We start from the raw sequence: 23,628 nt of genomic DNA, 5'->3' as shown, positions 1-23,628 counted from the left end.
CCGTTAAAAGGTAAATGCAGCTAACTCTTCTTCTGTTAAAGAGCTTGGTTGAGTGGATTGCTGAGTAAATACCATTTCAGTGACATCACCACGAACTTCGCTTAATACAACTCGGTTCAGGTATTGTCCACCTTCAATCTTAATTGACTTAAATATACTATCAATTGGCGAGGTTGTTGGTATAAGCAATAGCGTCCAAACGTCTTTCTCTCCTGAAAGCTGTAATGTGAAATTCTCTTCTATCGCGTCAGTATCGCCTTTAAACAGAGACAAAAATAGACGCGTAAAATAGAACGCCATTGGATTCTCAGAATCATTCATTACTTGTGCTTCACCATTAATAGACTGACGAAGTTTGTTCTGAGTTAATGTGAGATTAATTGGGAATGGCTTGATTTGCTGCCACAGTAATCCCTTTTTATGGTCCAGCAAAAATGTACCTGATGTTGATAAAGGCTGGTTAAACATCTGCATGGTTCGAACTTGCTGAAACTCACCACGAACCAATGTCGATTGTGCGAGTTGTTGCTGCAGATCATCAATATCAAAAGCAAAGCTATTCACGCTAAACAATAAAAAGATCGAAACAATCCATAATGTAAAACGCTGTTTATGATTACCCATGTTGGTAAGCCTCTACTTTGTCCGTAAATATACGAGGAGAGACAAAACACATCTCTTCGGTTTCAACGGAAACCGCGACTTGCATCGTATGAGCTTTTGTCATTCTAACGCCTGAGTCTGCATCATAAATAACGTAATCTACACGCATACGATTTTCCCATTCGGTTAATGTAGCCACCACGCGAATGGTGTGATCATAAGGAATGGATTTTACATATTTTACACGAGTGTCAATGATGGGCCAAACATAACCTGACGCCATCATATCTCGGTAGCTATATCCTATCTTCTCAAGCATTTCATGGCGTGCTTTCTCGAAGAAGCGAAAATAGTTACCGTGATACACCACGCCCATAGGATCTGCATCCTGAAAGGCGGTGGTGATCAACACTTCTGCACTTAATACGCGAATATTCTCTTCAGCATTAACTACAGAGTTTGACATTAGTATAGCGTCCAATGTTGTTGTTGAATTTTATCAATGAAGTTGCGTAAGTCTTGCTCTAACGGACGATCTTCATCTACAAAGGTAAACTCTGACAACACAGCATCACGCATAGTTTTTAGCTCAACACTTAGCTCGTCATCACTTAACTCGCCTTGTCTCTCACGTAACACTAGCGCTTGAGTTGCTGCCAATAAAGAGGCAGACGTCACTTGCTCTGTTAGTTGAAGTACACGTAAACAATCACGTGATGCAATAGTTCCCATGCTTACTTTATCTTGGTTATGACACTCAGTTGAACGCGAGAACACACTTGCTGGCATCGTGCCTTTAAGCGCTTCTGCCGTCCATGCTGAGATACCAATTTGTACCGCTTTAAAGCCGTGGTTAATTGGTTTACGAGCGCCCGTTGCACCAGTTAGGTTGAATGGTAAGCCGTTATTAAACTTATAATCCATTAACTGTGCCATTTGACGATCCAGTAGATCAGCAATGTTGGCAACCGCTGTTTTTAGCATGTCCATCGCCATGGCAATGTGACCACCGTAGAAATGACCGCCATGAAGAACACGCTCATTATCGCCATCAATAATTGGGTTATCGTTCGCACTGTTCAGTTCATTCTCAATCATTTGACGTAAGAACGGTAGGCTATCTTGCAGAACACCAATAACGTGCGGCGCACAACGTAGAGAGTAACGATCTTGCAGACGATCACTGTTTCTTGGTGGCGTTTCGTTATGTAAATCAGAACGTAACCATGATGCAATTTGTTGCTGGCCTGGATGCGGTTTTACGGCAAATAAGGCTTCGTCAAAATGGAAGTCATTACCTTGCATGCCAACAGAAACCATTGCAGTGATCTTAGTTGCCATTTGCGCTAAGTACTCAGCACGCTTATAAGCCAAACACGCCAGTGCCGTCATTACTGACGTACCATTCATTAACGCTAAACCTTCTTTTGGTTTCAGCTTAATCGGTGTGATGTTTAGCTCTTTAAACACATCAGCTGTTGCGCGAATCTCACCTTTATAGATAACTTCACGCTCACCAATTAATGCTGCAGCAAGGTAAGATAGCGGTGTTAAATCGCCACTTGCGCCCACTGAACCTTCTTGAGGAATGCGCGGTGAAATTCCGTGGTTAATTAAGGTGACAATTTGGTTTAACAAATCGTGAGTGACGCCTGAAACACCTTGAGATAAAGAACACAAACGAGTAGCTAATACCGCACGAGATTGTTGCTCATCTAAATTTTCACCTAAACCACAGCCGTGGAAACGTGTTAAATGTAATGGCAACTCATCCACTAAATCCATAGGGATAGCAACCGTACAAGAATCACCATATCCCGTTGTTACACCATAGATAACGCCTTCTTCTTTTAGAAGTCGCTCAAGAAACTCCACACCACGATCAATTTTAGCAGTGAATTCGTCAGCGTTATTTAATTGTGCATTAGCACCATTTGCAATCTCAACAACGTCTTCAATCGTCAGACGTCCCTTACCAAATGTAATTGAATTAGTTGTCATCTTTCTTTCCAGTTAACTGCCAAAAATTAAAAAAGTTATACCACTGTGATGGTGCCTTTAATGTGAAATGCTCCAAACGCTGGGCATAATTTTGTACGACTTCTTGCAAAGCCTCTTCTCGCTGTCCACGAGGTAAAATAATTTGCTCTGAAAACGGTTCAAAATACACCTCAAAACGTGGATCTTTTTGTGTATCGTCACGTAGTCCAAACATCAAATAAACGGGTTGTTTTAAAATAGACGCCAACATAAATGGCCCCTGTGGAAACGGTGCTGGTTTACCTAAGAAATCAGCCCAGATAACGCGATCTTCTTTGGTGACTGAGGTTCTGTCTCCCACAATCACAATCCACTCCCCAGCATCAATTTTCTGCTGCAATAAAATGGCAGTATCTGGCCCCATTTTACTAACCTGAATTAAATTGATATCTGATTGAGGATTCACGGTTCTCATCACGGTATTAAAACGCTCTGCATGTTCGGTAAATACTAACGCATTAATTTTTAACTCTTTATGACGACGACTTAATGCTCGGCATAACTCTAAATTACCCAAATGTGAGCCTAGCATAACAATGCCTTTTTCACGTTTAAATAACGCTTCATAATGCTCAATACCATGCACTGTTAAATTTCTTTCAGAAAAATCACCACGCCATGCTGCTAATTTATCTAACATGGTTTCGCCAAATGACACCAAGTGGCGATAAGGGGTGAGTCTTTCAGGCAGTGTGATGCCTTTAATTCGAGCGTACGCATTTACTTGTTGAATAAAATCATCAGACGCTTGTTTTACTGAACCACCACGTAAATAGTAATAAGCCATTACAGGCTTTAGCAATAACGAAAACACGCCCCGACCAAACGTTGAGTAAATCCAAAGCAAAAATTGAATACCTAAAACCGTTCCGCGCTCGGCGTGTGAAGACCAATGATCGTCTTGAACAGGCTTACGACGAAGCAACGATGGAATACGTGGCAACATACCAAAAACAAGTTTTGTATGCATCCAACTGATTTTTACGTTATCCCATAATGTATCAAAGTGAGAAATGCCATCTTCTGGATAAATAACACGAGTATTAACAAAACGGATATCCGTTTCATTCCAATACATTCGAACCATGATCTCTGTATCGAAATCCATTCGGCGGCCAATAACAACACGCTCTAACACACCTATAGTTGGTCCGATTGGGTAAGAGCGAAAACCACACATACTGTCTTTAATAGCAAATGAAAGCGTCTCAATCCAAACCCAAACATGAGTAACATAACGGCCATATAAACGAGACTTAGGTACACTCTCGTCATAAACTGGTTGACCTGAAATCAAAGCGGTTGGGTGGGTTTGTGACTCTTTAATCAGTTTAGGTAAAGCCTCTAAATCATGCTGACCGTCAGCATCAATTTGAATCGCATGGCTAAAGCTTCGCTGATATGCGGCTTCAATCCCGGCAATGACGGCGCCACCTTTGCCTTGGTTTTCAGCTAACGTAATTAACGTTACTTGATCATTATTGGCTGTGACATCCGCTAATATCTGTTTTGTTTCTCTATTACTGCCATCATCAACAATCAGCATTGGATAACCAAAGCTCATTAGTGACTCAACCACTGCAGGGACTGTTTTGCCATGGTTATAACAAGGAATAAGAAAACAAGGACGGAAAGTTGTCATATTATTGTCCTAATAAAATTCGGCCAGAGGAGTATTTGCTCATGCTCTCGCCTTGTTTAGAACTAAAAGCAAAATAGAGTTTTTCTTTGTCTTTTACCCAACGAAGCTCTAGCTCAACTTCTGTATTAGGTAAGATTGGCTCCTGAAATTTTAAAACTTCCATACCTTGAAAAACAGAATTTGCTTGCAGGTACAGCTGACCATAATAAATTGCCCAATCTACCTGAGTAACCCCTGGTAATAATGGATGGCCAGGAAAGTGACCAGTAAAATCTAAAATATCTTCATCCACACGCATTGTAATAACAACGCTTGGTTGATTTTGATCTTCTGTGTCTATTTTCGTAGAAATAATGGTCGGTTTACGTTTTTTCATGAGTACTTCTTTTAATCATTAACATCATTAAATAGCTGATGTAGGTCGTGCATTTGACGCTTACCTTGACTATTTAATGGGATCTCTTCAACCGCTCTAAAGCGACGTGGAATGCCTACTGGCTCTAGCCACTCTCTTAATTCAGAGCGTAATTTTAACCAAAACTTACCCTTAGAGCCTTGTAGCATTAATTTGTTCCCAGTGTCTGAAAGAACAATAACGGCCCCTAATACGGTGCGTTTGGCTTCTTCCATTGGGATCACCGCGGCTTCATCAATCCATTCTAGTTGCATTAAACGCTTTTCAACTTCAGTAAGTGATAATCGTTTTTCTTCAATTTTGATGACTCTATCGACTCGCCCTTTTAGCATGAATTGCCCATTATCCAACAAATCACAGTAATCACTGGTCGGATACCACTGTGACTCATCAATAAAAGGTGACAATAGTTCTAGGCAATGCTCAATATTCAAGCGAGCTTTATGAGAAGAAAAGAATGTCCAGAGGGATGTTGGTTCTATTTGTTGGCGATAACCGACCCCACCAGTTTCAGTGCTGCCGTACACTTCAAATGGACGCAAAGATAGTTTTGCTTCGCTCTGTTCTGCTCCTTCAATAGCTAAAGGACCACCTGAAGAAAAAACCATTTGGTAGTGATTGTAACCTTCATGATCAGCAAGACGTTTTAATAGCGCAGGACTGCAAATGAGTGTTTTTTTATACTCAGATTGATGAGATAAAATTTGCTCTGGATAAATGAAATTGGTTCTACTGAACGCACGACCTGCGCACAATGGCCATAATACTCGAAATAACAAACCATAAATATGTTGATGAGAAACGGTGCTGTAAATCTCAGTCGCGTCTAGTTTATCACCCCATAATTGTTCCAATTGATCAATTTCATTACTCAATAATTGCAATGTTTTTTCGATCGGTTTTGGTGTATCAGTAGAGCCTGAGGTAAACAAAGTAAGACGGATATCATCAAGCTTTAACGGGGATAATACACTCATGACATTATAGGAAATGGTTTGATAATGACTGTGCTGTTCGCATGGCATGATTTGAATAATGTCATCATGCAACAGCGCATCAAAATGTTCAGATAATTCAGTTAATGCCGCAGGTTGATGGTTACCTGGTAAAATAATGTGTTTTCCTGCATGAGCCAAAGCAAGAAAAGAGACAGCAAACTGATAACTGTCGTCAAAGCATAATGCCCACTTTACTTCTGACTGATGAGATAAATAGCCACACACTCGTTGCACATCACGCTGAAACTGCTGATAACTCACATAAGTGTGCTGCTCATCAAAGCACACATGATGAGTTAGGTTTTCTTGGTTGGTAAGATGGGAAAGTGCTGTGTAGCTCATGCTTCTTTTCTCTTTATCCATTGACGCACTAGCCATTCAGTGACAAATAAAGTCCCTATCAATAAATAGCTAATAAAACCGTTATACAACATCCATACTTTCATCTCTAAAAAACAAGTAGAGAGTGAAATCGAACCGTTAATGACAAAAAAGACACACCACACTTTAGTTACGGTTCTCGTGTAGGCCACGCCACTTGGTGGAAGATCAGGTTCTTGAAGGCGAGCAAAACGTTCAATCATACTTTGAGGCTGAAATAACGTCCAAAAAAAGACGGTAAACATGACGACATTAACGATCACAGGGTAAAACGTAAACCATCCTTCTGATCGAAATAACCAGCCTAATCCAGCAAGAATGATTCCAGCTCCACCACTTGTCATGGCAATGTATTTTAGCTCTTTTATTGGAACTTGTTTTCCACCAACCATTCGCACCAGAAACAACACCGCTAGCACGCCTGCTACGGTCGTAATTCCACCAAAATGGAGACCGTAGTAAACCGCTAGCGGATAAGCAAGCAGTGCAATGGCTGACAGTACCGTCAGCCAACGCATTATTTTAGAAGCGCTGCTACAGAGTTAACCACGTCATCAACGGTGCGAACTTCTTTAAACTCTTCTGGCTTGATTTTTTTGCCTGTTACTTTTTGTAAGTGAACAACCAAATCAACGGCATCAATACTGTCTAAATCCAGATCAGTATATAACTGAGCGTCAGGCGTAATATCTGCTTCATCGATTTCAAACAATTCAACTAATGCCGCAGTCACTTGCTCTAATACTTGTTCTCTATTTACATCTGTCATGACTTACTCTCTTACGCTTTATTTGCAGTAATGTATGCAGCTAAGTTTGCCACTGACGCAAAATGTTCACGAGTTTGAGTATCGTCAGCATCTAATACTAAGCTGTATTTTTTCTTAATTGCTAAGCCTAATTCTAGAGCATCTATAGAATCTAACCCTAGGCCATCACCGAACAATGGTGCATCAGTTTCAATATCATCCACTGAGATATCTTCTAAATTCAGTGCTTCAATAATTAATAATTTAATTTCGTTGTGTAATGCTTCCATCAATGACCTACTTATTTTCTTTTGATGTATTAAATTTATTTTTGAGGATACAAAGCTGTATCTAAAAATCGATTCACGTTTCGAGCCGCTGAAGATGATGAATCAGCGTCTTCAATAAAAGGGGTAATGGCGACCTTTTCTTTCACTTCAATATGAAAAAAAGGACGAACATCGGGTACTTGATACCACTTTGCTTCTTTGGTTAAAAAACTTGGCGTAACTGTCACATGAACAATGCGTAAATCACTTTCACTACGCACCGCTATTTGGGCAGCCCCACGCTGAAGCTTAGAGGTGATACCAGGTGTTGTTCGAGTGCCTTCTGGAAAAACCAATAATACATTTCCAGAATTTAATTTCTCTGAGCACTCTTCTAAAAAAGCCTCAGGTTCTCTGTTTGGAATATAACCCGCGGCTCTGACAATCCCGCGGATAAAGGGATTATGCCATAATGCTGCTTTAACAATACAATCACACTGCTTCAATTGTGAAGCAATTAAAACATAATCGATCAAACTGGGATGATTTGCGACAATCAGACAATTTTTATCACCCTGTAAGAGTTCAGCACCATCAAATTGATATTTAATCGCACGGCTATAATGCATTGTTTTACAAAAGAGGAGAAAACTTCTTTGTATGATAGCTTGTACTCTGATTTCACGTTGTTTGGTATTTTTCGCCGTAAACGTTAATAACGGAAAAACAATAAACGTTAAGCAAAGTGCACCAATTCCGAATAAGGAAAAACAGAATCCAGTGGCTACGATTCGCCAACATTTATCAATACGTAAAATCAAAGTCATTTGTTATTTATGCGTCCATGTCCATTGTGTTGAAGAACTCTCTATCATCCATTGAGAGTGTGATCCTACTAACTTAGAAATACATTGCAAGCCATGAGGCATTACATCTGGCTTAATTGAAGGTTTCTTGTTCCATTGAAGAGTAAAATCATCGCCACCGCTCAATATAAGACCAAAAGCGTAACCCTGATATTCTTGTTGTTCGAATTCTTGATAATGTGAAGGAAGTGGCTCATCAAAGTCAATCACTAAAACACGGTGATTCGAGTTATCACTCAAATACGCAGCGGCTTCTATTAATGCAGAATGAAATGTATTTTCGCCTGCAGCAATCGAAGTTACTGGGATGGCCTTTTTGGCTGTAATAGTGAACAAACCAGCAGCCGTATTATGAACTGATTGAGAAAACGCCATTGGAGAGGCATCTTCACCTTTTAAAATGTCTTCTAGTAAAGCGCAGGTTCTTGTTAATTCTCCGTGACGGCTAGCAAAGATTAAATAATCAACCTCTTGCTCTTGAACTAAAGTAAGTGCAGTTTGAACAGCCAACTTACTTAATGAGCTCATTCTTCTTCGAGCCATCGCGGGGATTTTATCGACAGAGGCTTTCTCTCCCTCAGGCCAGATGAAATTAGTTTCCTGCCATTCCTGCCACGCTGTTTTTGTGCCTATTCCAGCAGAAATTGCGTGCCAATCAATAATATTAAAATTTGCGTATGCCATGATGTCCATCTAGTCGTAAAAATATTACAATTTATTACCCTACTCATATAGGATATATGAATTCAGTGACTTGGCGCAAATACAAAAATGACGAGTCATACGGTAAATTAATATAAAAATAGATAATAAGGGATTGACGATGCCATTTTACAAACCATTTATGCTCTCCGCTGGGGCTCTTATTTTATCAGGCTGTGCAAGTGTAATGCCTCTTACTGATAAAGTAACTGGTGAAGACTTATTTCAAACCAATAAACCAGTTTACACCTTGGTAAATTTACATCCTGATGAAAAAAAAATGAAACTATACTCTGTTAATTTTCAACAAGATGGTTTAATTCCACTTTGTACTCAAGTTAATATCGTTGGTGTAACAAATAAAAATTTAACCTTTAAAATTAGCAGTACAGATAAGCAATATACTTTGACTAAGCATAAGTCTTCCCCCGATTTTACAAAATATCTCAGTAACTATTTTGGTACTGAATGTAATAGCTCAAAAATTAAAAAACTCAGCACAGTAGATCAACAAGGCATTAAAAAAGGAATTGTCACAAAAGGCATGACCAAAGAAGGGGTTAAATATGCGATTGGCTTCCCACCTGAGCATAAAACTCCTGACCTAAACGGCAATGAATGGCTATATTGGAAAAATAGATTCAATACTTTTAAAGTTGAATTTAAGAACAATAAAGTCTCCAATATTATCGACTAATTCTATTGAACTTTAATAAATATCAGTGGTTTCTTGCTTTTGAACAAAGTTTCACTCTGCGCCACTGATATGATCATTTTCATCTTCTAATACTATGGCTAATTTCGTGACTCAATATAAAAATGACCCTTTTAATGCACTAGAAGCAAAAACAGAAGCACAGAAACTCTCTTTTGCCCCTATCGTTTTTCATACCGCTCGTACCCTCAGAGATCTAGGTATTCTTACCGCGCTAGATAAAGCAAACGACCAAGGTTTAGATGCTGTGCAATTATCTCAAGAGACTGGCGTTTCTGAGTATGGCGTTAAAGTTCTCCTAGATATGGCACTTAGTGCGCATATCGTTACATGGAATGAGCCTAATTATGTCCTTGCCAACTTAGGTCACTTTTTATTACATGATGGCATGACCAATGCGAACTTAGATTTTACCGCTGATGTATGCTACGCCGCAATGATGCACCTTACTGAAGCGATTCAAGAAGGTACGCCTGCAGGCCTAAAAGAGCTTGGTGACTGGCCAACGATTTATGAAGGCTTATCTCGCCTGCCTGAAAAAGCAAAAGAGAGTTGGTTCAAATTTGATCATTTCTATTCTGACCGTTCATTCCCTATTTTATTAGAAAAAGTATTAAGTCAAAAACCAAAACGTCTTTTTGATATTGGTGGTAACACGGGTAAGTGGGCACTGCAGTGCTGTAATTACGACAATGATGTTGAAGTCACGATTATCGATCTTCCACAACAAATCGAAATGGCATTAAAAAATGCAGAACAACGAGGCTTTGCTGATCGCATAAATGGTCACCCGACGAATATGCTCGATAAGAGCCTACCATTACCCCAAGGTGCTGATGTGTGGTGGATGAGCCAATTCTTAGACTGCTTCTCTCCAATGGAGATTTTAAGCATTTTAAAACGCGTTCGTGCTGCAATGTCTATAGACGCCAAAGTGTATATTCTTGAGCTATTTTGGGATGCTCAAAAATACGATGCGGCATCGTATAGCCTAAATGCAACCTCACTGTACTTTACGTGTTTAGCAAATGGTAACAGTCGTTTTTATCGTTGCAGTGATTTCTTAGAAATTATTGAAGAGGCTGGATTCGCTGTTGCTGAGCAAACCGATAATATTGGTTTAGGTCATACGTTACTGGAGCTTCGTGCTAAGTAATTACATTTCTTAACCTGATATATCTATAATTATTAGAAATGTTTTGTCGTCGCTTTAGCTTAGCTTATTAACTAAAGTGACGATTTTGTATCTTCATTAGGAGCGCTTGTGCTATCACCACAATCAACCCAAGTTGCCATCATTGGTGCTGGGCCATCAGGGTCTATTGCTGCTGCGTTATTAAAACAACACAATATTGATTGCATTGTTTTAGAAAAATCAACATTCCCTCGTTTTTCTATTGGTGAAAGTCTTTTACCTGCTTGCATGGAATCAATCAAAAAAGCAGGTATGCTTGAAGCCGTGGAAAAAGCGAATTTCCAGTATAAAGATGGGGCCGCTTTCCATTTTGATGGTACGTTTACTTCATTTAATTTTACCGAAAAATTCTCTCCTGGCGCAGGAACAACTTATCAAGTTCAACGTGGAAACTTTGATAAAGTATTGGCAGACAGTGCCCAAGAACAAGGGGTTGAAATCCGTTACCAACACGAAATTACTGATGTTAACGTATCTCAAGCTAAAGCCCTGCTTTCTGTTTTAGATGCCGATGGTAATCCTTATCAAGTTGAAGCTGATTTTGTCTTAGATGCGAGTGGGTTTGGTCGTGTGCTTCCAAAAATTTTAGAATTAGAAGAACCTTCTTGCCTTCCACCACGAAAAGCGATTTTTACTCATATCACTGACAATATTACTGACATTAACTATGACCGAAATAAGATCCTTATCTCGGTTCATCCAACCAACACTCAAGTGTGGTATTGGTTAATTCCATTCAGCAATGGTACCTGTTCTTTTGGCGTTGTCGGTGAGCCTGAGTTTTTTGAAAACTATTCTCAAGATAATATAGAAGCATTAAAGCAACTCGCAACAGAAGACAATAACCTAAAACAATTACTGACTCGTGCTGAATACCCAAACCCAAGTGGCGAGATCATGGGCTATTCAGCCAATGTGACGACACTTTGTGATCGCAACTTTGCTCTTTTAGGTAATGCTGGTGAGTTTCTTGATCCTGTGTTCTCTTCTGGCGTCACTATTGCGATGAAATCGGCTGAGTTAGCTGCCGAGTTATTGGTTAAACAATTCAATCAAGAAGAGGTTAATTGGCACATTGATTACTCAGATAAGCTAATGAAGGGCGTAAACACCTTCCGTTGTTATGTGGAAGGTTGGTACGAAGGGTCATTCCAAGATGTTATCTTCCATGAAGATTCAAACCCTAAAATCAAACAAATGATCAGTGCTATTTTGGCGGGTTATGCGTGGGATGAAGAGAATCCTTTTGTTGCTGAACCAGAACGCCGTTTAAAAGTGATCGCTGAATTATGTAAGCCATTGACTCAGTAATATCTGTATAGCTAAAAAAACCAAAAAGGCATCCAACCTCTAGATTGGATGCCTTTTATATTTTTAGGTATCAAGCCTATTTATGCTTGCTCACTCTCGATCACCGCTTTGAGGCTATGTGGATGAAGCTTTATGCACACGCCTTGATATTTAAAAGCAATAGTATAATTTGCAATTCGCTCTGCATCACCCGATGGACAACTCTGTTTAACTTTTACACCTAAAGACGCTAAGTTATCCCACTTCCCTTTTAATATTGGGAAGGTTTTGAATACGTAATCTAAAAACGCTTCTTGAGAATCCACATTACATGGGATCACCCACTCTACATGTTCCCACCCTTGCTGCGGATAACTTTTATCTCCTGGGTATGGCAACTCTAAACATTCAATAGACCAACCATTACTTGTTAACGCTTGATTAAAACCTAAGGCGATAATTGGGCGACCATTAATCTCATTATTAGACCACTCTTCTGCTTGTTGTAACCACGCTTGATGCGCAGCTTCTGCAACCTCGCAATCATTAATTCGCAATGCAATATGATCCGCTTGATATTGAGTTAAATCGATCTCTAATACATCTAATAATTTTTGAATCCTCTCCATGAAAGAAGGCAAGGCATTAATTAATTGCTGAGGCTCTAATTGTTGTTGTTTTAATAACAGTGATGACATGAAGGCAACCTAACGGTAAAAAAGAGAAACTGAATTGTATCAATCTCTTTACTTGATGTTTAGAACCTTTCGAAAAATAGCCCCTAAGTTGCAATAAAAAATAACAGAAACTATTAAATATCCCGTGTTTTATTGCTATTATTACCCACTATTTTGCTTTCCATGCAACAGCATTCCTGTTTAACAGCGATATGAAGGATAACCTCTTTGAATATTCAATCACTTATTAACGACAAAGTTTCTCAAGCCTTAGAAGCAGCCGGCGCGCCAGCAGGCAGCCCTGCAGCAGTTCGTCAATCTGCAAAAGCACAATTTGGTGACTACCAAGCTAACGGCGTAATGGGCGTAGCTAAGCGACTAGGTACAAACCCACGAGAATTTGCTCAGAAAGTACTGGATGTTTTGGATCTTGATGGCATCGCTAGCAAAACTGAAATTGCAGGCCCTGGCTTTATCAATATTTTCTTATCAGAAGAATTTCTAGCACAACAAGCAGAAGCGGCATTGGCTGATGAACGCCTAGGTGTTGCTAAAGAAGAACAACAAAACATCGTTGCAGATTACTCTGCACCAAACGTTGCAAAAGAAATGCACGTTGGCCACTTACGTTCAACTATCATCGGTGATGCTGTTGTTCGTACTCTTGAGTTTTTAGGTCACAACGTTACTCGTGCTAATCACATCGGTGACTGGGGTACTCAATTTGGTATGCTTATCGCAAACCTTGATCGCATCCAAAAAGAGAAAGGCGAAGTTTCTATGGAACTGTCTGATCTTGAAGGTTTCTACCGTGAATCTAAAAAACTGTATGACGAAGACGAAGAGTTTGCAGTAACGGCTCGTGGTTACGTTGTTAAACTTCAAGGCGGTGATGAGTTCTGTGCAGAGATGTGGAAGAAACTTGTTGACGTTACTATGGTTCAAAATCAACGCAACTATGATCGTCTAAACGTGTCACTTACTCGTGATAACGTAATGGGCGAAAGCATGTACAACAGCATGCTTGCTCCAATCGTTGCTGATCTTCAAAAGCAAGGTCTAGCGGTTGAGAGTGACGGCGCTCAAGTGGTTTACCTTGACGAATATAAGAACAAAGATGGCGAGCCTATGGGCGTTATCGTTCAAAAACGTGATGGCGGCTTCCTTTATACAACAACGGATATCGCTTGTGCTAAATACCGTTTCGAAGAACTGAATGCTGATCGTGTTCTTTACTTCATCGATTCACGCCAACACCAGCATCTAATGCAAGCGTGGACTATCGTTCGTAAAGCAGGATATGTTCCTGAAAGCGTATCTTTAGAACACCACGCATTTGGTATGATGCTAGGTAAAGATGGTCGTCCATTTAAAACTCGTGCAGGTGGTACAGTTCGTCTGGCTGATCTTCTTGATGAAGCAGAACAACGTGCAGCAGCGCTAATCGAAGAGAAAAATAAAGATCTATCTGCTGAGGAAAAAGCGAAAATTGCGACTACGGTTGCAATGGCTGCAGTTAAGTACTCAGATCTTTCTAAGCACCGTACGACAGACTACATCTTCGATTGGGACAACATGCTTGCATTTGAAGGTAATACAGCGCCTTACATGCAATATGCTTATACTCGTGTTGCTTCTATCTTCAGCAAAGCTGGCTTGTCTATGGATGAGCTAACGGGTGAAGTTAAGATCACTGATGAGAAAGAAAAAGCACTTGTTTCTAAACTAATGCAATTTGAAGAAGCCGTTCAAGCGGTAGCAAGTGAAGGTCAACCTCACTTAATGTGTGCTTACCTGTTTGAACTTGCTGGTCAATTCTCTAGTTTCTACGAGGCGTGCCCTATTCTTAACAACGAAGATGAAGCTGTTAAGCAAAGTCGCCTGAAGCTAGCTGCATTAACAGCTAAAACAATCAAGCAAGGCTTAGAACTATTAGGTATTGAAACGCTAGAGCGTATGTAAGCAGTAACTATGTAACCAATACATAGCACGATAAAAAATGCCGCTAACTTCCATTAGCGGCATTTTTTTATAACTAGAGTAATACCTATCTAAATCTTAAACTGAGATACTTGCTCATTTAATGAATCAGCATGCATTTTTAACTCTTGAGCTTGGCCAAGGCTGCTCTGAGCCGATAACATGATATCTTCACTGGTTTCTTTTATCGTCATCGTATTATCATTCATTTCAAGAATCACTTGGCTTTGCTCTTCTGCAGCTGTCGCAATTTGAGTGGCCATATCTGAAATTAATGCAATAGCTTGGTTACTTTCATTCAAACTGTCAGCGAGATGATCAATATCACTCACCGTTCCTTCCACCGTTTGTTTATTTGACTCCATTGCCTCAACTACTTTACTTGTCGATTTTTGCAATGTTTCAATCATTGAATAAATCTCTTGCGTTGAATCTTGTGTTCGTTTCGATAATACACGAACCTCATCAGCAACAACGGCAAAGCCTCGACCTTGCTCACCAGCACGAGCCGCTTCAATCGCCGCATTCAATGCCAATAGATTCGTTTGTTCTGCAATAGCTTGAATCGTTACCAAAATCCCAGAAATAGAATTTACATGGCTATTTAACTCACTAATAACTTCTGTCGTATTTGATACTTCAAGCGCCAATTGTTGAACAGAGTGACGTGTCGAACTAGCTAACGTTAATCCATCTTCAGAATTTTTCGTTGATTGCTGCGCTGCCGTCGCTGTTTGTGCAGCATTCATCGCGATATCACTCGCCGCTCCGGACATTTGATTCATGGCTGTTGCTACAGAAATCAGGTTTTCTTGCTGACTTTCTAAACTCTTCATTGTTAATTGACTATTTTCCACACCATGTGACGCGTCTTTTTCTAAATCCACACTTTGTTGATTGATATGACGGATCAAAGCGTGTTGGCTATCTGTAAATACATTAAAGCTGTTTGCCAATTCACCAATTTCATCATGAGATTCGATTTTTAAGCGCTGTGTTAAATCACCATTACCATTAGCAATAGCACCTAATGCATGCGTAATTCGTAATAATGGAGCAAACATAAAATTCATCACATAAACCATGATAAGAATACTAAGTGATAAAACAATTCCTGCACTCAATAACTGACTGGTTAATTGTGCTTTTAATGGCGCGTCTAATGTTTCTTTATCAATCACAAGTAATAACGTCCAATTAAGATCTGGTATTGTCGTTGCCCAGGCTAATTTTTCCTTACCTTGAGAGTCAAAGATCACTTGAGTCAGTTGTTTATTTTTAGAGGCTTGCTCTATCTGTTGGATATTTAGCTGAGCACTCACTTGTGATATTGATTTTTGAACTAAATCTTTATCTTTGTAAGCAATGATCTTACCGTTCTTATCAATAAGTAATGCTTCTCCATTATCAGGTAAAGCCATTTCTGATACTTGCTTAATTAGCGTGGAAATCGATAAATCCGATGCCACAACTGCATCATCAGTGGCTTTTGCTATTGTCACTACTGTATCTTTTAAAATTGGCTCTAAATAAGGCGAGGTTACTAAGGTCGAACTTTGCTTTTGAGCATCCATATACCAATCAGCATCACGTAGATCTAACCCTGTTACGTCAAGAGTTGGATCGGACGTAAGCAAACTGCCATCATAATAAGTATAATAACTAATTAAAAACCCGCCTGAACTTTGTGCCAAATACAGCAAATCTTCACTATCATTTTTCTGATTAACTAAACCATTGACAATACTGATTCTAAAGTTCATCCACTCATCAATTTTTGTTGAGTGTACATCTGAAAGGCGATTTAATTGCTGTAATGCCGTTTCATATACATGTTTTTTTTGCTCTGAGTAACTCTGCCAAGAAAGAAGAAAAACAACAGAAACTAGCGACAAAAGGGTAATAAAAAGAATTTTTTTCTTTAATGAATAATTTTTCATATATACAACTATAAATATGTTTTGTAAAAAAAACAAAATACACTTTATGCTTATTGTGAAAACACCATCGATGAAATCAAACTTATCCTTAATAAACTTCACTATTGAGTATCATTTAAGCGTTAAAAATGACTGACAACTTGTCAATCATCACGGACAAGAAAGCCGAACGTCTAAGGCTACTCTTAAGCGTTCGGCTCTCATTTTTATCTTTTAAAGGAATTGCGGCGAGAAATTTATACCAATATTACATTAAAACCAACGTTCAAATTCACTACGATCTAACTGTTTAAACGCCTTACTTAAAATGTTAGCTAACTCTTTATAACGTGGTTGGCTCTTCATTGGCTCTAATGCAGCCCCTGATTCAATAATCTTTTGATATAACTCTCGATACCAACTAGCGAGCGCTGGTGGTAATTTTGTATTCGCTCGATTACCTAACCACCAAAAACCTTGTAATGGCATACTTAATGCGAACAATGCAATGATAATCGCTTGTGCTAACCCTGCTGTATTATTAAAAGCCATCTGGGTTAGAACGCTAATAACAGCAACTGCTGGCATTACCTTTACAGCAAACTTAGTAGCTTTAATTACACGATGTTCTGGGAACATTGGAGCTAACTCTTTTCGCTCAGGCCAAGCGTCCATGTAGGTCTGGCCGTCTCGAAATCGGAATAGAAAACCGTTTTCACTCATATTGCCCCCTTATATTCTAAACAAAAGTTTAATTATTCAAAAATATACAGAATAAACTTGATTAGAATTAATATTATCTTAAAATATTTTTGTTATCTTAGCGCACAATCGTTATCCTATGCGCTGATTTATTTTTTTGCTGTAGTTCTACTATAAGCTAAAAAAGGATAAATCGGCAAGGACTGCTGTAATGCTCTTTCTAAGGATAGCCAACTTTTTTATGCAAATGCGGTAATAATCTTCTGAATTAACTGCGTTTGTCATTGTTATGTCATTTACGACATAACTTTAATTACTGATGAATAAATAGGTATTTATACATGTCTAAGCTGGTTTTAGTTTTAAACTGCGGTAGTTCTTCTCTTAAATTTGCGGTTGTTGACGCAGAATCTGGTGCAGAGCACTTAACTGGTCTTGCTGAGTGTCTTGGTCTTCCTGAAGCTCGTATGAAGTGGAAACTTGATGGCAAGCACGAAGCTCAACTAGGTGAAGGTGCTGCTCACGAAGAAGCACTAGCGTTTATGGTAGAAACTATTCTTGCTTCTAAGCCAGAGCTTAAAGCTAACCTAGGTGCTATCGGTCACCGTATCGTACACGGTGGTGAGCAATTCACTAAGTCAGCACTAATCACTGACGAAGTACTTAAAGGTATTCAAGACGCTGCAACTTTTGCACCTCTTCATAACCCTGCTCACATCATCGGTATCGAAGCTGCTAAAGCAAACTTCCCAGAGCTTCAAAACGTTGCTGTATTTGACACTGCTTTCCACCAAACAATGCCTGCAGAGTCTTACCTATACGCTCTACCATACAACCTATACACAGATCACGGTATCCGTCGTTACGGCATGCACGGTACTTCTCACCTGTTCATCACTCGTGAAGTTGCTGGTCTATTAAACAAGCCAGTTGAAGAAGTTAACATCATCAACTGTCACCTAGGTAACGGCGCATCTGTATGTGCAATCAAGAACGGCGAATCTGTAGATACTTCTATGGGTCTTACTCCTCTTGAAGGTCTAGTAATGGGTACTCGTTGTGGTGATATCGATCCTGCGATCGTTTTCCACCTACATGACGCACTAGGTTACTCTGTTGAGCAAATCAACAACATGCTAACTAAAGAGTCTGGCCTACAAGGTCTAACTCAAGTGACTTCTGATTGTCGTTTCGTTGAAGACAACTATGGCGAGAAAGAAGAAGCAACTCGTGCGATGGATGTATTCTGTCACCGTCTAGCTAAATACGTTGCAGGTTACACAGCAACTCTAGAAGGTCGTCTAGACGCAATCACTTTCACTGGCGGCATCGGTGAAAACTCTGCTCCAATCCGTGAAATGGTTCTTAACCGTCTAGGCATCTTCGGTATCGAAGTTGATAGCGAAGCTAACCTTAAAGCGCGTTTCGGTGGTGAAGGTACTATCACTACAGCAAACAGCCGCATTCCTGCAATGGTTATCTCTACTAACGAAGAGCTAGTAATCGCAGAAGACACAGCTAAATTAACTGGTCTATAATATATCTCCTAAAAGGCTAGCCATTAGGTTAGCCTTTTTTCTTTCTATGGCTTTATTTTTTCAATAAGGTCTCTTGCCCCAATAGTGTAGAGGAATCTTCCATGTCTCGTACTATTATGCTTGTTCCAATCAGTGCTGGTGTTGGTCTAACTAGCGCAAGTTTGGGTGTTTTACGTTCTATGGAACGTAAAGGCGTAAGCGTTTCTTTTTACAAACCTATCTCTCAACCTCGTCACGGTGGTGATCAACCTGATCTAACTACTTCAATTGTGACTAGCAGCAGCGATATTAAAGCAGCAGAACCAACTACCGTTTCTCGCGCAGAAGAACTACTACGTAACGAACAATCTGATGTTCTTCTAGAAGAGATCGTTGCTCGTTATAAGTCTATCAGTGAAGATACTGATGTGACACTTATCGAAGGTCTTGTTCCTACTCGTAAGCACCCATTTGCTAACCAATTAAATGGTGAAATCGCAAAAACTCTGGGCGCTGAGATTGTGTTTGTAGCTACTCCTGGTACAGATAATCCTTCTCAACTTAAAGAGCGTATCGAAGTAGCATGTTCTAACTTCGGCGGCACTAAGAACAAACAAATCGCTGGCGTTATCATTAACAAGCTAAATGCACCTGTTGATGAAGCAGGCCGTACTCGCCCTGACCTATCTGAAATCTTTGATGATGCAGATGCTACGACTAAGACTAATCTTGAAGTAATGCAAATCTTCAACTCTAGTCCTATTCGTGTTCTTGGTTGTGTGCCTTGGAAAATCGACTTAATCGCTACGCGTGCTATCGATATGGCTAAGCACCTTAATGCTGAAATCATCAACGAAGGTGACATCGCGACTCGTCGTATTAAGAGCATCACTTTCTGTGCACGTTCTCTACCGCACATGATTGAGCACTTCAAACCAGGTTCTCTATTAGTAACTTCTGCTGACCGTCCTGACGTTATTGTTGCTGCATGTCTTGCTGCAATGAACGGCGTAGAAATCGGTGCAATCTTACTAACTGGTGGTTACGAGATCCCTCAATCTATTGCTGAACTTTGTAAGCCTGCTCTAGAGTCTGGCCTTCCAATCTTCACAGCGCAAGGTAACACTTGGCAGACTTCTCTAAATCTACAAAGCTTCAGCCTTGAAGTTCCTGCAGATGATAAAGAGCGTATTGAGTTTGTTAACGAGCACGTTGCTAGCCACATTGATGGCCCTTGGATTGACTCTCTATCTGAAGGTACTGAAGGCATCCGTCGTCTAAGCCCACCGGCATTCCGTTACCAGTTAACTGAATTTGCTCGTAAAGCGGCTAAACGCATCGTTCTTCCTGAAGGTGATGAGCCTCGTACAGTTAAAGCTGCGGCTATCTGTGCTGAGCGTGGTATCGCAACTTGTGTTCTTTTAGGTAATCCTGAAGAAATCCGTCGTGTTGCAGCGCAACAAGGTGTTGAACTTGGTGCTGGCGTTGAGATCATCGATTCTGAAGCTGTACGTGAAAACTACGTTGCTCGTTTAGTTGAGCTACGTGGCGCGAAAGGCATGACTGAAGTTGTGGCTCGTGAGAAACTACAAGATTCTGTATTCCTTGGTACTATGATGCTTGAAGCGGGTGAAGTTGACGGTCTTGTGTCTGGTGCGGTTCATACCACAGCAAACACTATCGTTCCTCCATTCCAAATCATCAAAACAGCACCAGATGCTTCTATCGTATCTTCAATCTTCTTCATGCTTCTGCCTGATCAAGTTCTTGTATACGGTGACTGTGCGATCAACCCTGATCCAACAGCTGAGCAACTTGCTGAAATCGCTATCCAATCAGCTGACTCTGCAGCGGCATTTGGTATCGACCCTCGCGTTGCAATGATCTCTTACTCTACTGGTGAATCAGGTAAGGGTGCAGACGTTGATAAAGTACGTGAAGCAACAAAACTTGCTCAAGCAAAACGTCCTGATCTAATGATCGATGGTCCTCTACAGTACGATGCTGCAATCATGGAAAACGTAGCTGCTTCTAAAGCACCTAACTCTCCTGTTGCGGGTAAAGCGACTGTATTTGTATTCCCAGACCTAAACACTGGTAACACAACATACAAAGCCGTTCAGCGTTCTGCTGACCTAGTATCTATCGGTCCAATGCTTCAAGGTATGCGCAAGCCAGTAAATGACTTGTCTCGTGGCGCTCTAGTAGACGATATCGTTTACACAGTAGCTCTAACGGCTATCCAAGCTTCTCAAGCAGAGCAAGCTGAAGAAAAAGTAATTAACTAATTTTATGCTCTAGCAATAGAGTTTAGTTAACGAAAATAGAAAGGCACGCGATGAAAGTTGCGTGTCTTTTTTGCGTCTATAAAGCAGGGACTAGGTTTTAAAAACAAAAAAACGAGAGCCAATTGGCTCTCGTTTTTATTTGTTACACTAATAAAGCTAGGCGACTATCGTATGTAAGTAGTCATTAACTCGTTTTGATACACTGGGCGATACCAGACACGCTCTGCCTCTTGGCAACACTGAGTCTTGTCACACCCAATAAGCTCACGAGTTAACTTCCCTTTCTTCACCCAGAGCTCAAGCATTGCATCGACACCATCTTCACTCATACTGAACTTCTTAGCTAAAGTAATGCGTTCAACTCGACCTTGCTCGTCAATGTATTGTTTAAGCTCTGTTAAAATCATACTAAGGCTGCCTCTTGTTGCTCTACTTCTTTACTCTTGTGTTTCAAGGCAAGATAAGTCACTGCCATTGCGATTAGCGAAATTGCAATCCACATGCTGCTTGTCATTGGTGCATTAGAGAAATTCGCAATTTGGTAATACAGCGTTGCTGATACGTAAGCTAATAGCATTGTCCAGCCTGCAATAAAGTAAGAATATTGACGACCAAACTCACGCATATACGCCCCCATTGCAGCCACGCATGGAGTGTAAAGCAGAATAAAGATTAAGTAAGCCATCGCACTTGCGCTTGTCACAAAGTGAGCTTGTAAATTACCAAAGATTGAATCAGCAACACCTTGGTCTTCTGCAACAGCACTAGAGTCTGTTAAGTCACCCACTTCAACACCTAATGGATCTGAATAGCTTAAACCTGATAGGTTGTCAGGAATAGACATCACCGCCTCTTCAAGACTTGCCATTAAATCAAACTCAGCACCTTCATCAGCTGGATCTGAATATAAGCTGTTTAATGTACCGACTACGGCTTCTTTTGCAAAAATACCGGTAATAATACCCACGGTTGCTGGCCAGTTATCTTCTTGAATACCAATTGGCGCTAATACTGGAGTTACGATTTGAGCGGCTTTTGATAATACAGAGTTTTCACTGTCTTCGTTACCAAATGAACCGTCCATACCCAATGAGTTAAAGAAGCTTAAAATAGTTACAACAACAACAATCGTTTTACCTGCACCAAGAACAAAGCGCTTCAGTTTCTGCCATGTTTTAATCATGATGTTACGTATTGTTGGAAATTCATAATCTGGAATTTCCATGATGAACGTGTCACTACGGCCTGGATAGATTGTGTGCTTCAATAGTAAGCCTGTGAAAACAGCCGCTAAAATACCTAAGAAATACAAACCAAATACTACGTTCTGACCATTTTCTGGGAAGAAAGCTGCAGCAAACAAAGCATAAACAGGAAGACGTGCGCCACATGACATAAATGGAGCCATTGATGCCGCCAGTTTACGTTCACGCTCCTGCTCTAGAGTACGAGTAGCCATGATAGCTGGAACGTTACAACCAAAACCTAGAACCAAAGGAACAAACGCTTTACCTGGTAAACCAATCTTCTGCATTACTTTATCAAGTACAAAAGCAGCGCGAGCCATATAACCCGAGCTTTCAAGTAGAGATAGGAATAAGTATAAACAACCGATCACAGGAATAAATGTCGCGACGGTTTGAATACCACCACCAACACCATCAGCGATAAGTGTAACTAACCAAACAGGCAAATGGCCATCTAATAAATAATGGCTACCATCAACGAGTAATGCACCAACACCAATATCAAAGAAATCAATAAATGCACTACCAATGTTAATAGAGAACATAAACATCAGGTACATGACCAAGAAAAAGAAAGGAATCCCAATCCATTTATTCAAAATTACACGGTCAATTTTCTCACTAACACTGTGGCTTAAACCACCTTCTTGGCGACGTAATTGCTGACATAATTGATGTAAAAATGTGTATCGACAATCCGCAATATGAAAATCAGCTTCGACTTTCGTCGTTAATACATTAACGATATTAGCCACTGCATTTCTTTTTTCTGATTCTAATGCATTCAATACCAACGCGTCATTTTCTAGTGCACGAATAGCCAGTGAACGACTTGATGCGTAATCGCTTGTAAATAATGATGAAGCTTCTTCTATTGCCGCCTCAACTTGCTCGCCATACGTCAACTCAAGCGGAGCCATTTTGATGCCTTGGGCAATAGATTTATGAAGTTTTTCTTTAAACTTATGAACTTGGCCATTGTTGTTTGCAGAAAGTGCAAGTACTGGGCAGCCTAGTTTTTTCTCTAAACCTTTAATATCAAGAACTTGTCGTTGACGCTTTAATACATCCATTTTATTCAGTACAACGATCATTGGGCGACCCAATTCACGCAGCTGTAATGTCATGTATAAACTACGTTCTAAACAAGAGGCATCCACCACATTAATAATCACGTCAGCATCATGTGTTAAAACCGCTCTTGAGGCGATGGTTTCATCAAGGCTATTTACATCATTACCACTGTCTAGTGCGTAGATACCAGGTAAATCCGTTAGTAAAAACTCATCACCTGAACACGTATATTTACCTGTTTTCTTTTCAACCGTAACACCAGCCCAGTTACCTACTTGCTGCTTAGCACCGGTTAGACCATTAAATAGAGTTGTTTTACCGCTGTTTGGGTTACCTACAGTTAATACTTGATACTGCATT

22 protein-coding genes are annotated in these 23,628 nt (G+C 40.1%); 6 read left to right on the top strand and 16 right to left on the bottom strand.

Annotated features, from left to right (window positions below):
• Positions 1-3: 3 nt before the first annotated feature.
• From PVK71_RS08400 to PVK71_RS08350, 11 genes are read right to left on the bottom strand one after another with little or no spacing between them, the layout of a single operon-like run.
• A complete protein-coding gene (locus tag PVK71_RS08400) occupies positions 4-624 on the bottom strand; it encodes a LolA family protein (protein WP_274417968.1) in 621 nt (206 codons plus the stop codon).
• Positions 617-1,069 (bottom strand): acyl-CoA thioesterase, encoded by a 453-nt coding sequence (locus PVK71_RS08395; RefSeq protein WP_274417967.1) that lies wholly within the window; start codon positions 1,067-1,069, stop codon positions 617-619. Before PVK71_RS08395 ends, PVK71_RS08400 begins: the two co-directional genes overlap by 8 nt.
• Positions 1,069-2,604: an HAL/PAL/TAL family ammonia-lyase gene (locus PVK71_RS08390; RefSeq protein WP_130086620.1), complete on the bottom strand. Its 1,536-nt coding sequence runs from the start codon at positions 2,602-2,604 to the stop codon at positions 1,069-1,071. Before PVK71_RS08390 ends, PVK71_RS08395 begins: the two co-directional genes overlap by 1 nt.
• On the bottom strand, positions 2,594-4,285 hold the full coding sequence (locus PVK71_RS08385) for a glycosyltransferase family 2 protein (RefSeq protein WP_274417965.1): 1,692 nt from the start codon (positions 4,283-4,285) through the stop codon (positions 2,594-2,596). Before PVK71_RS08385 ends, PVK71_RS08390 begins: the two co-directional genes overlap by 11 nt.
• Position 4,286: 1 nt before the next feature.
• Positions 4,287-4,661: a 3-hydroxyacyl-ACP dehydratase FabZ family protein gene (locus PVK71_RS08380; protein WP_274417964.1), complete on the bottom strand. Its 375-nt coding sequence runs from the start codon at positions 4,659-4,661 to the stop codon at positions 4,287-4,289.
• Positions 4,662-4,672: 11 nt separating this feature from the next.
• Positions 4,673-6,061 (bottom strand): AMP-binding protein, encoded by a 1,389-nt coding sequence (locus PVK71_RS08375; protein ID WP_274417963.1) that lies wholly within the window; start codon positions 6,059-6,061, stop codon positions 4,673-4,675.
• A complete protein-coding gene (locus PVK71_RS08370) occupies positions 6,037-6,597 on the bottom strand; it encodes a hypothetical protein (protein WP_274417962.1) in 561 nt (186 codons plus the stop codon). Before PVK71_RS08370 ends, PVK71_RS08375 begins: the two co-directional genes overlap by 25 nt.
• Entirely contained in the window at positions 6,597-6,848 is a 252-nt protein-coding gene (locus PVK71_RS08365; RefSeq protein ID WP_274417961.1) for an acyl carrier protein, read from the bottom strand. Before PVK71_RS08365 ends, PVK71_RS08370 begins: the two co-directional genes overlap by 1 nt.
• Before the next feature lie 11 nt (positions 6,849-6,859).
• Positions 6,860-7,117 carry a phosphopantetheine-binding protein gene (locus PVK71_RS08360; RefSeq protein ID WP_242504782.1) on the bottom strand — a complete coding sequence of 86 codons (258 nt, stop codon included), beginning with the start codon at positions 7,115-7,117 and terminating at the stop codon, positions 6,860-6,862.
• A 35-nt stretch (positions 7,118-7,152) separates the two neighbouring features.
• Positions 7,153-7,923 (bottom strand): lysophospholipid acyltransferase family protein, encoded by a 771-nt coding sequence (locus tag PVK71_RS08355; RefSeq protein ID WP_274417960.1) that lies wholly within the window; start codon positions 7,921-7,923, stop codon positions 7,153-7,155.
• A gap of 3 nt (positions 7,924-7,926) precedes the next feature.
• Positions 7,927-8,646, bottom strand: coding sequence for a beta-ketoacyl synthase chain length factor (locus PVK71_RS08350; protein WP_274417959.1), 720 nt, complete (start codon positions 8,644-8,646; stop codon positions 7,927-7,929).
• A 139-nt stretch (positions 8,647-8,785) separates the two neighbouring features.
• On the opposite strand from PVK71_RS08350, the gene PVK71_RS08345 reads away from it, so the two are divergent.
• From PVK71_RS08345 to PVK71_RS08335, 3 genes are all read left to right on the top strand, one after another.
• Positions 8,786-9,361, top strand: a complete 576-nt coding sequence (locus PVK71_RS08345) for a hypothetical protein (protein ID WP_274417958.1) — start codon at positions 8,786-8,788, stop codon at positions 9,359-9,361.
• A 106-nt stretch (positions 9,362-9,467) separates the two neighbouring features.
• The gene (locus PVK71_RS08340) at positions 9,468-10,535 is read left to right on the top strand and encodes a methyltransferase (RefSeq protein ID WP_274417957.1); all 1,068 of its coding nucleotides are present in this window, start codon (positions 9,468-9,470) and stop codon (positions 10,533-10,535) included.
• A gap of 108 nt (positions 10,536-10,643) precedes the next feature.
• Positions 10,644-11,885 (top strand): NAD(P)/FAD-dependent oxidoreductase, encoded by a 1,242-nt coding sequence (locus tag PVK71_RS08335; RefSeq protein ID WP_274417956.1) that lies wholly within the window; start codon positions 10,644-10,646, stop codon positions 11,883-11,885.
• 80 nt (positions 11,886-11,965) lie between these two features.
• On the opposite strand, the gene PVK71_RS08330 is transcribed toward PVK71_RS08335, so the two are convergent.
• The gene (locus PVK71_RS08330; protein ID WP_274417955.1) at positions 11,966-12,562 is read right to left on the bottom strand and encodes a VOC family protein; all 597 of its coding nucleotides are present in this window, start codon (positions 12,560-12,562) and stop codon (positions 11,966-11,968) included.
• 207 nt (positions 12,563-12,769) lie between these two features.
• Here PVK71_RS08330 and argS point away from each other — a divergent pair, with 207 nt between their 5' ends.
• On the top strand, positions 12,770-14,503 hold the full coding sequence (gene argS / locus PVK71_RS08325) for an arginine--tRNA ligase (protein WP_274417954.1): 1,734 nt from the start codon (positions 12,770-12,772) through the stop codon (positions 14,501-14,503).
• A gap of 89 nt (positions 14,504-14,592) precedes the next feature.
• On the opposite strand, the gene PVK71_RS08320 is transcribed toward argS, so the two are convergent.
• Both PVK71_RS08320 and yfbV read right to left on the bottom strand, forming a co-directional pair.
• Positions 14,593-16,461: a methyl-accepting chemotaxis protein gene (locus PVK71_RS08320; RefSeq protein ID WP_274417953.1), complete on the bottom strand. Its 1,869-nt coding sequence runs from the start codon at positions 16,459-16,461 to the stop codon at positions 14,593-14,595.
• Between the two features lie 252 nt (positions 16,462-16,713).
• The gene (yfbV, locus tag PVK71_RS08315) at positions 16,714-17,163 is read right to left on the bottom strand and encodes a terminus macrodomain insulation protein YfbV (RefSeq protein WP_274417952.1); all 450 of its coding nucleotides are present in this window, start codon (positions 17,161-17,163) and stop codon (positions 16,714-16,716) included.
• A gap of 320 nt (positions 17,164-17,483) precedes the next feature.
• Here yfbV and PVK71_RS08310 point away from each other — a divergent pair, with 320 nt between their 5' ends.
• Positions 17,484-18,680: an acetate kinase gene (locus tag PVK71_RS08310; protein ID WP_274417950.1), complete on the top strand. Its 1,197-nt coding sequence runs from the start codon at positions 17,484-17,486 to the stop codon at positions 18,678-18,680.
• A 101-nt stretch (positions 18,681-18,781) separates the two neighbouring features.
• Positions 18,782-20,947 (top strand): phosphate acetyltransferase, encoded by a 2,166-nt coding sequence (pta, locus tag PVK71_RS08305; protein ID WP_130048057.1) that lies wholly within the window; start codon positions 18,782-18,784, stop codon positions 20,945-20,947.
• Positions 20,948-21,111: 164 nt separating this feature from the next.
• Here pta and PVK71_RS08300 read toward each other — a convergent pair whose 3' ends face one another.
• The gene (locus PVK71_RS08300) at positions 21,112-21,354 is read right to left on the bottom strand and encodes a FeoC-like transcriptional regulator (protein WP_130048058.1); all 243 of its coding nucleotides are present in this window, start codon (positions 21,352-21,354) and stop codon (positions 21,112-21,114) included.
• Positions 21,351-23,627, bottom strand: a complete 2,277-nt coding sequence (gene feoB / locus PVK71_RS08295; RefSeq protein ID WP_274417948.1) for a Fe(2+) transporter permease subunit FeoB — start codon at positions 23,625-23,627, stop codon at positions 21,351-21,353. The genes PVK71_RS08300 and feoB overlap by 4 nt, the downstream gene beginning before the upstream one ends.
• Position 23,628: the final 1 nt, after the last annotated feature.

This window comes from Aliivibrio sp. S4MY1, from assembly GCF_028765545.1.
GTDB lineage: Bacteria > Pseudomonadota > Gammaproteobacteria > Enterobacterales > Vibrionaceae > Aliivibrio.
This window is presented reverse-complemented; position numbering and strand designations above follow the sequence as displayed.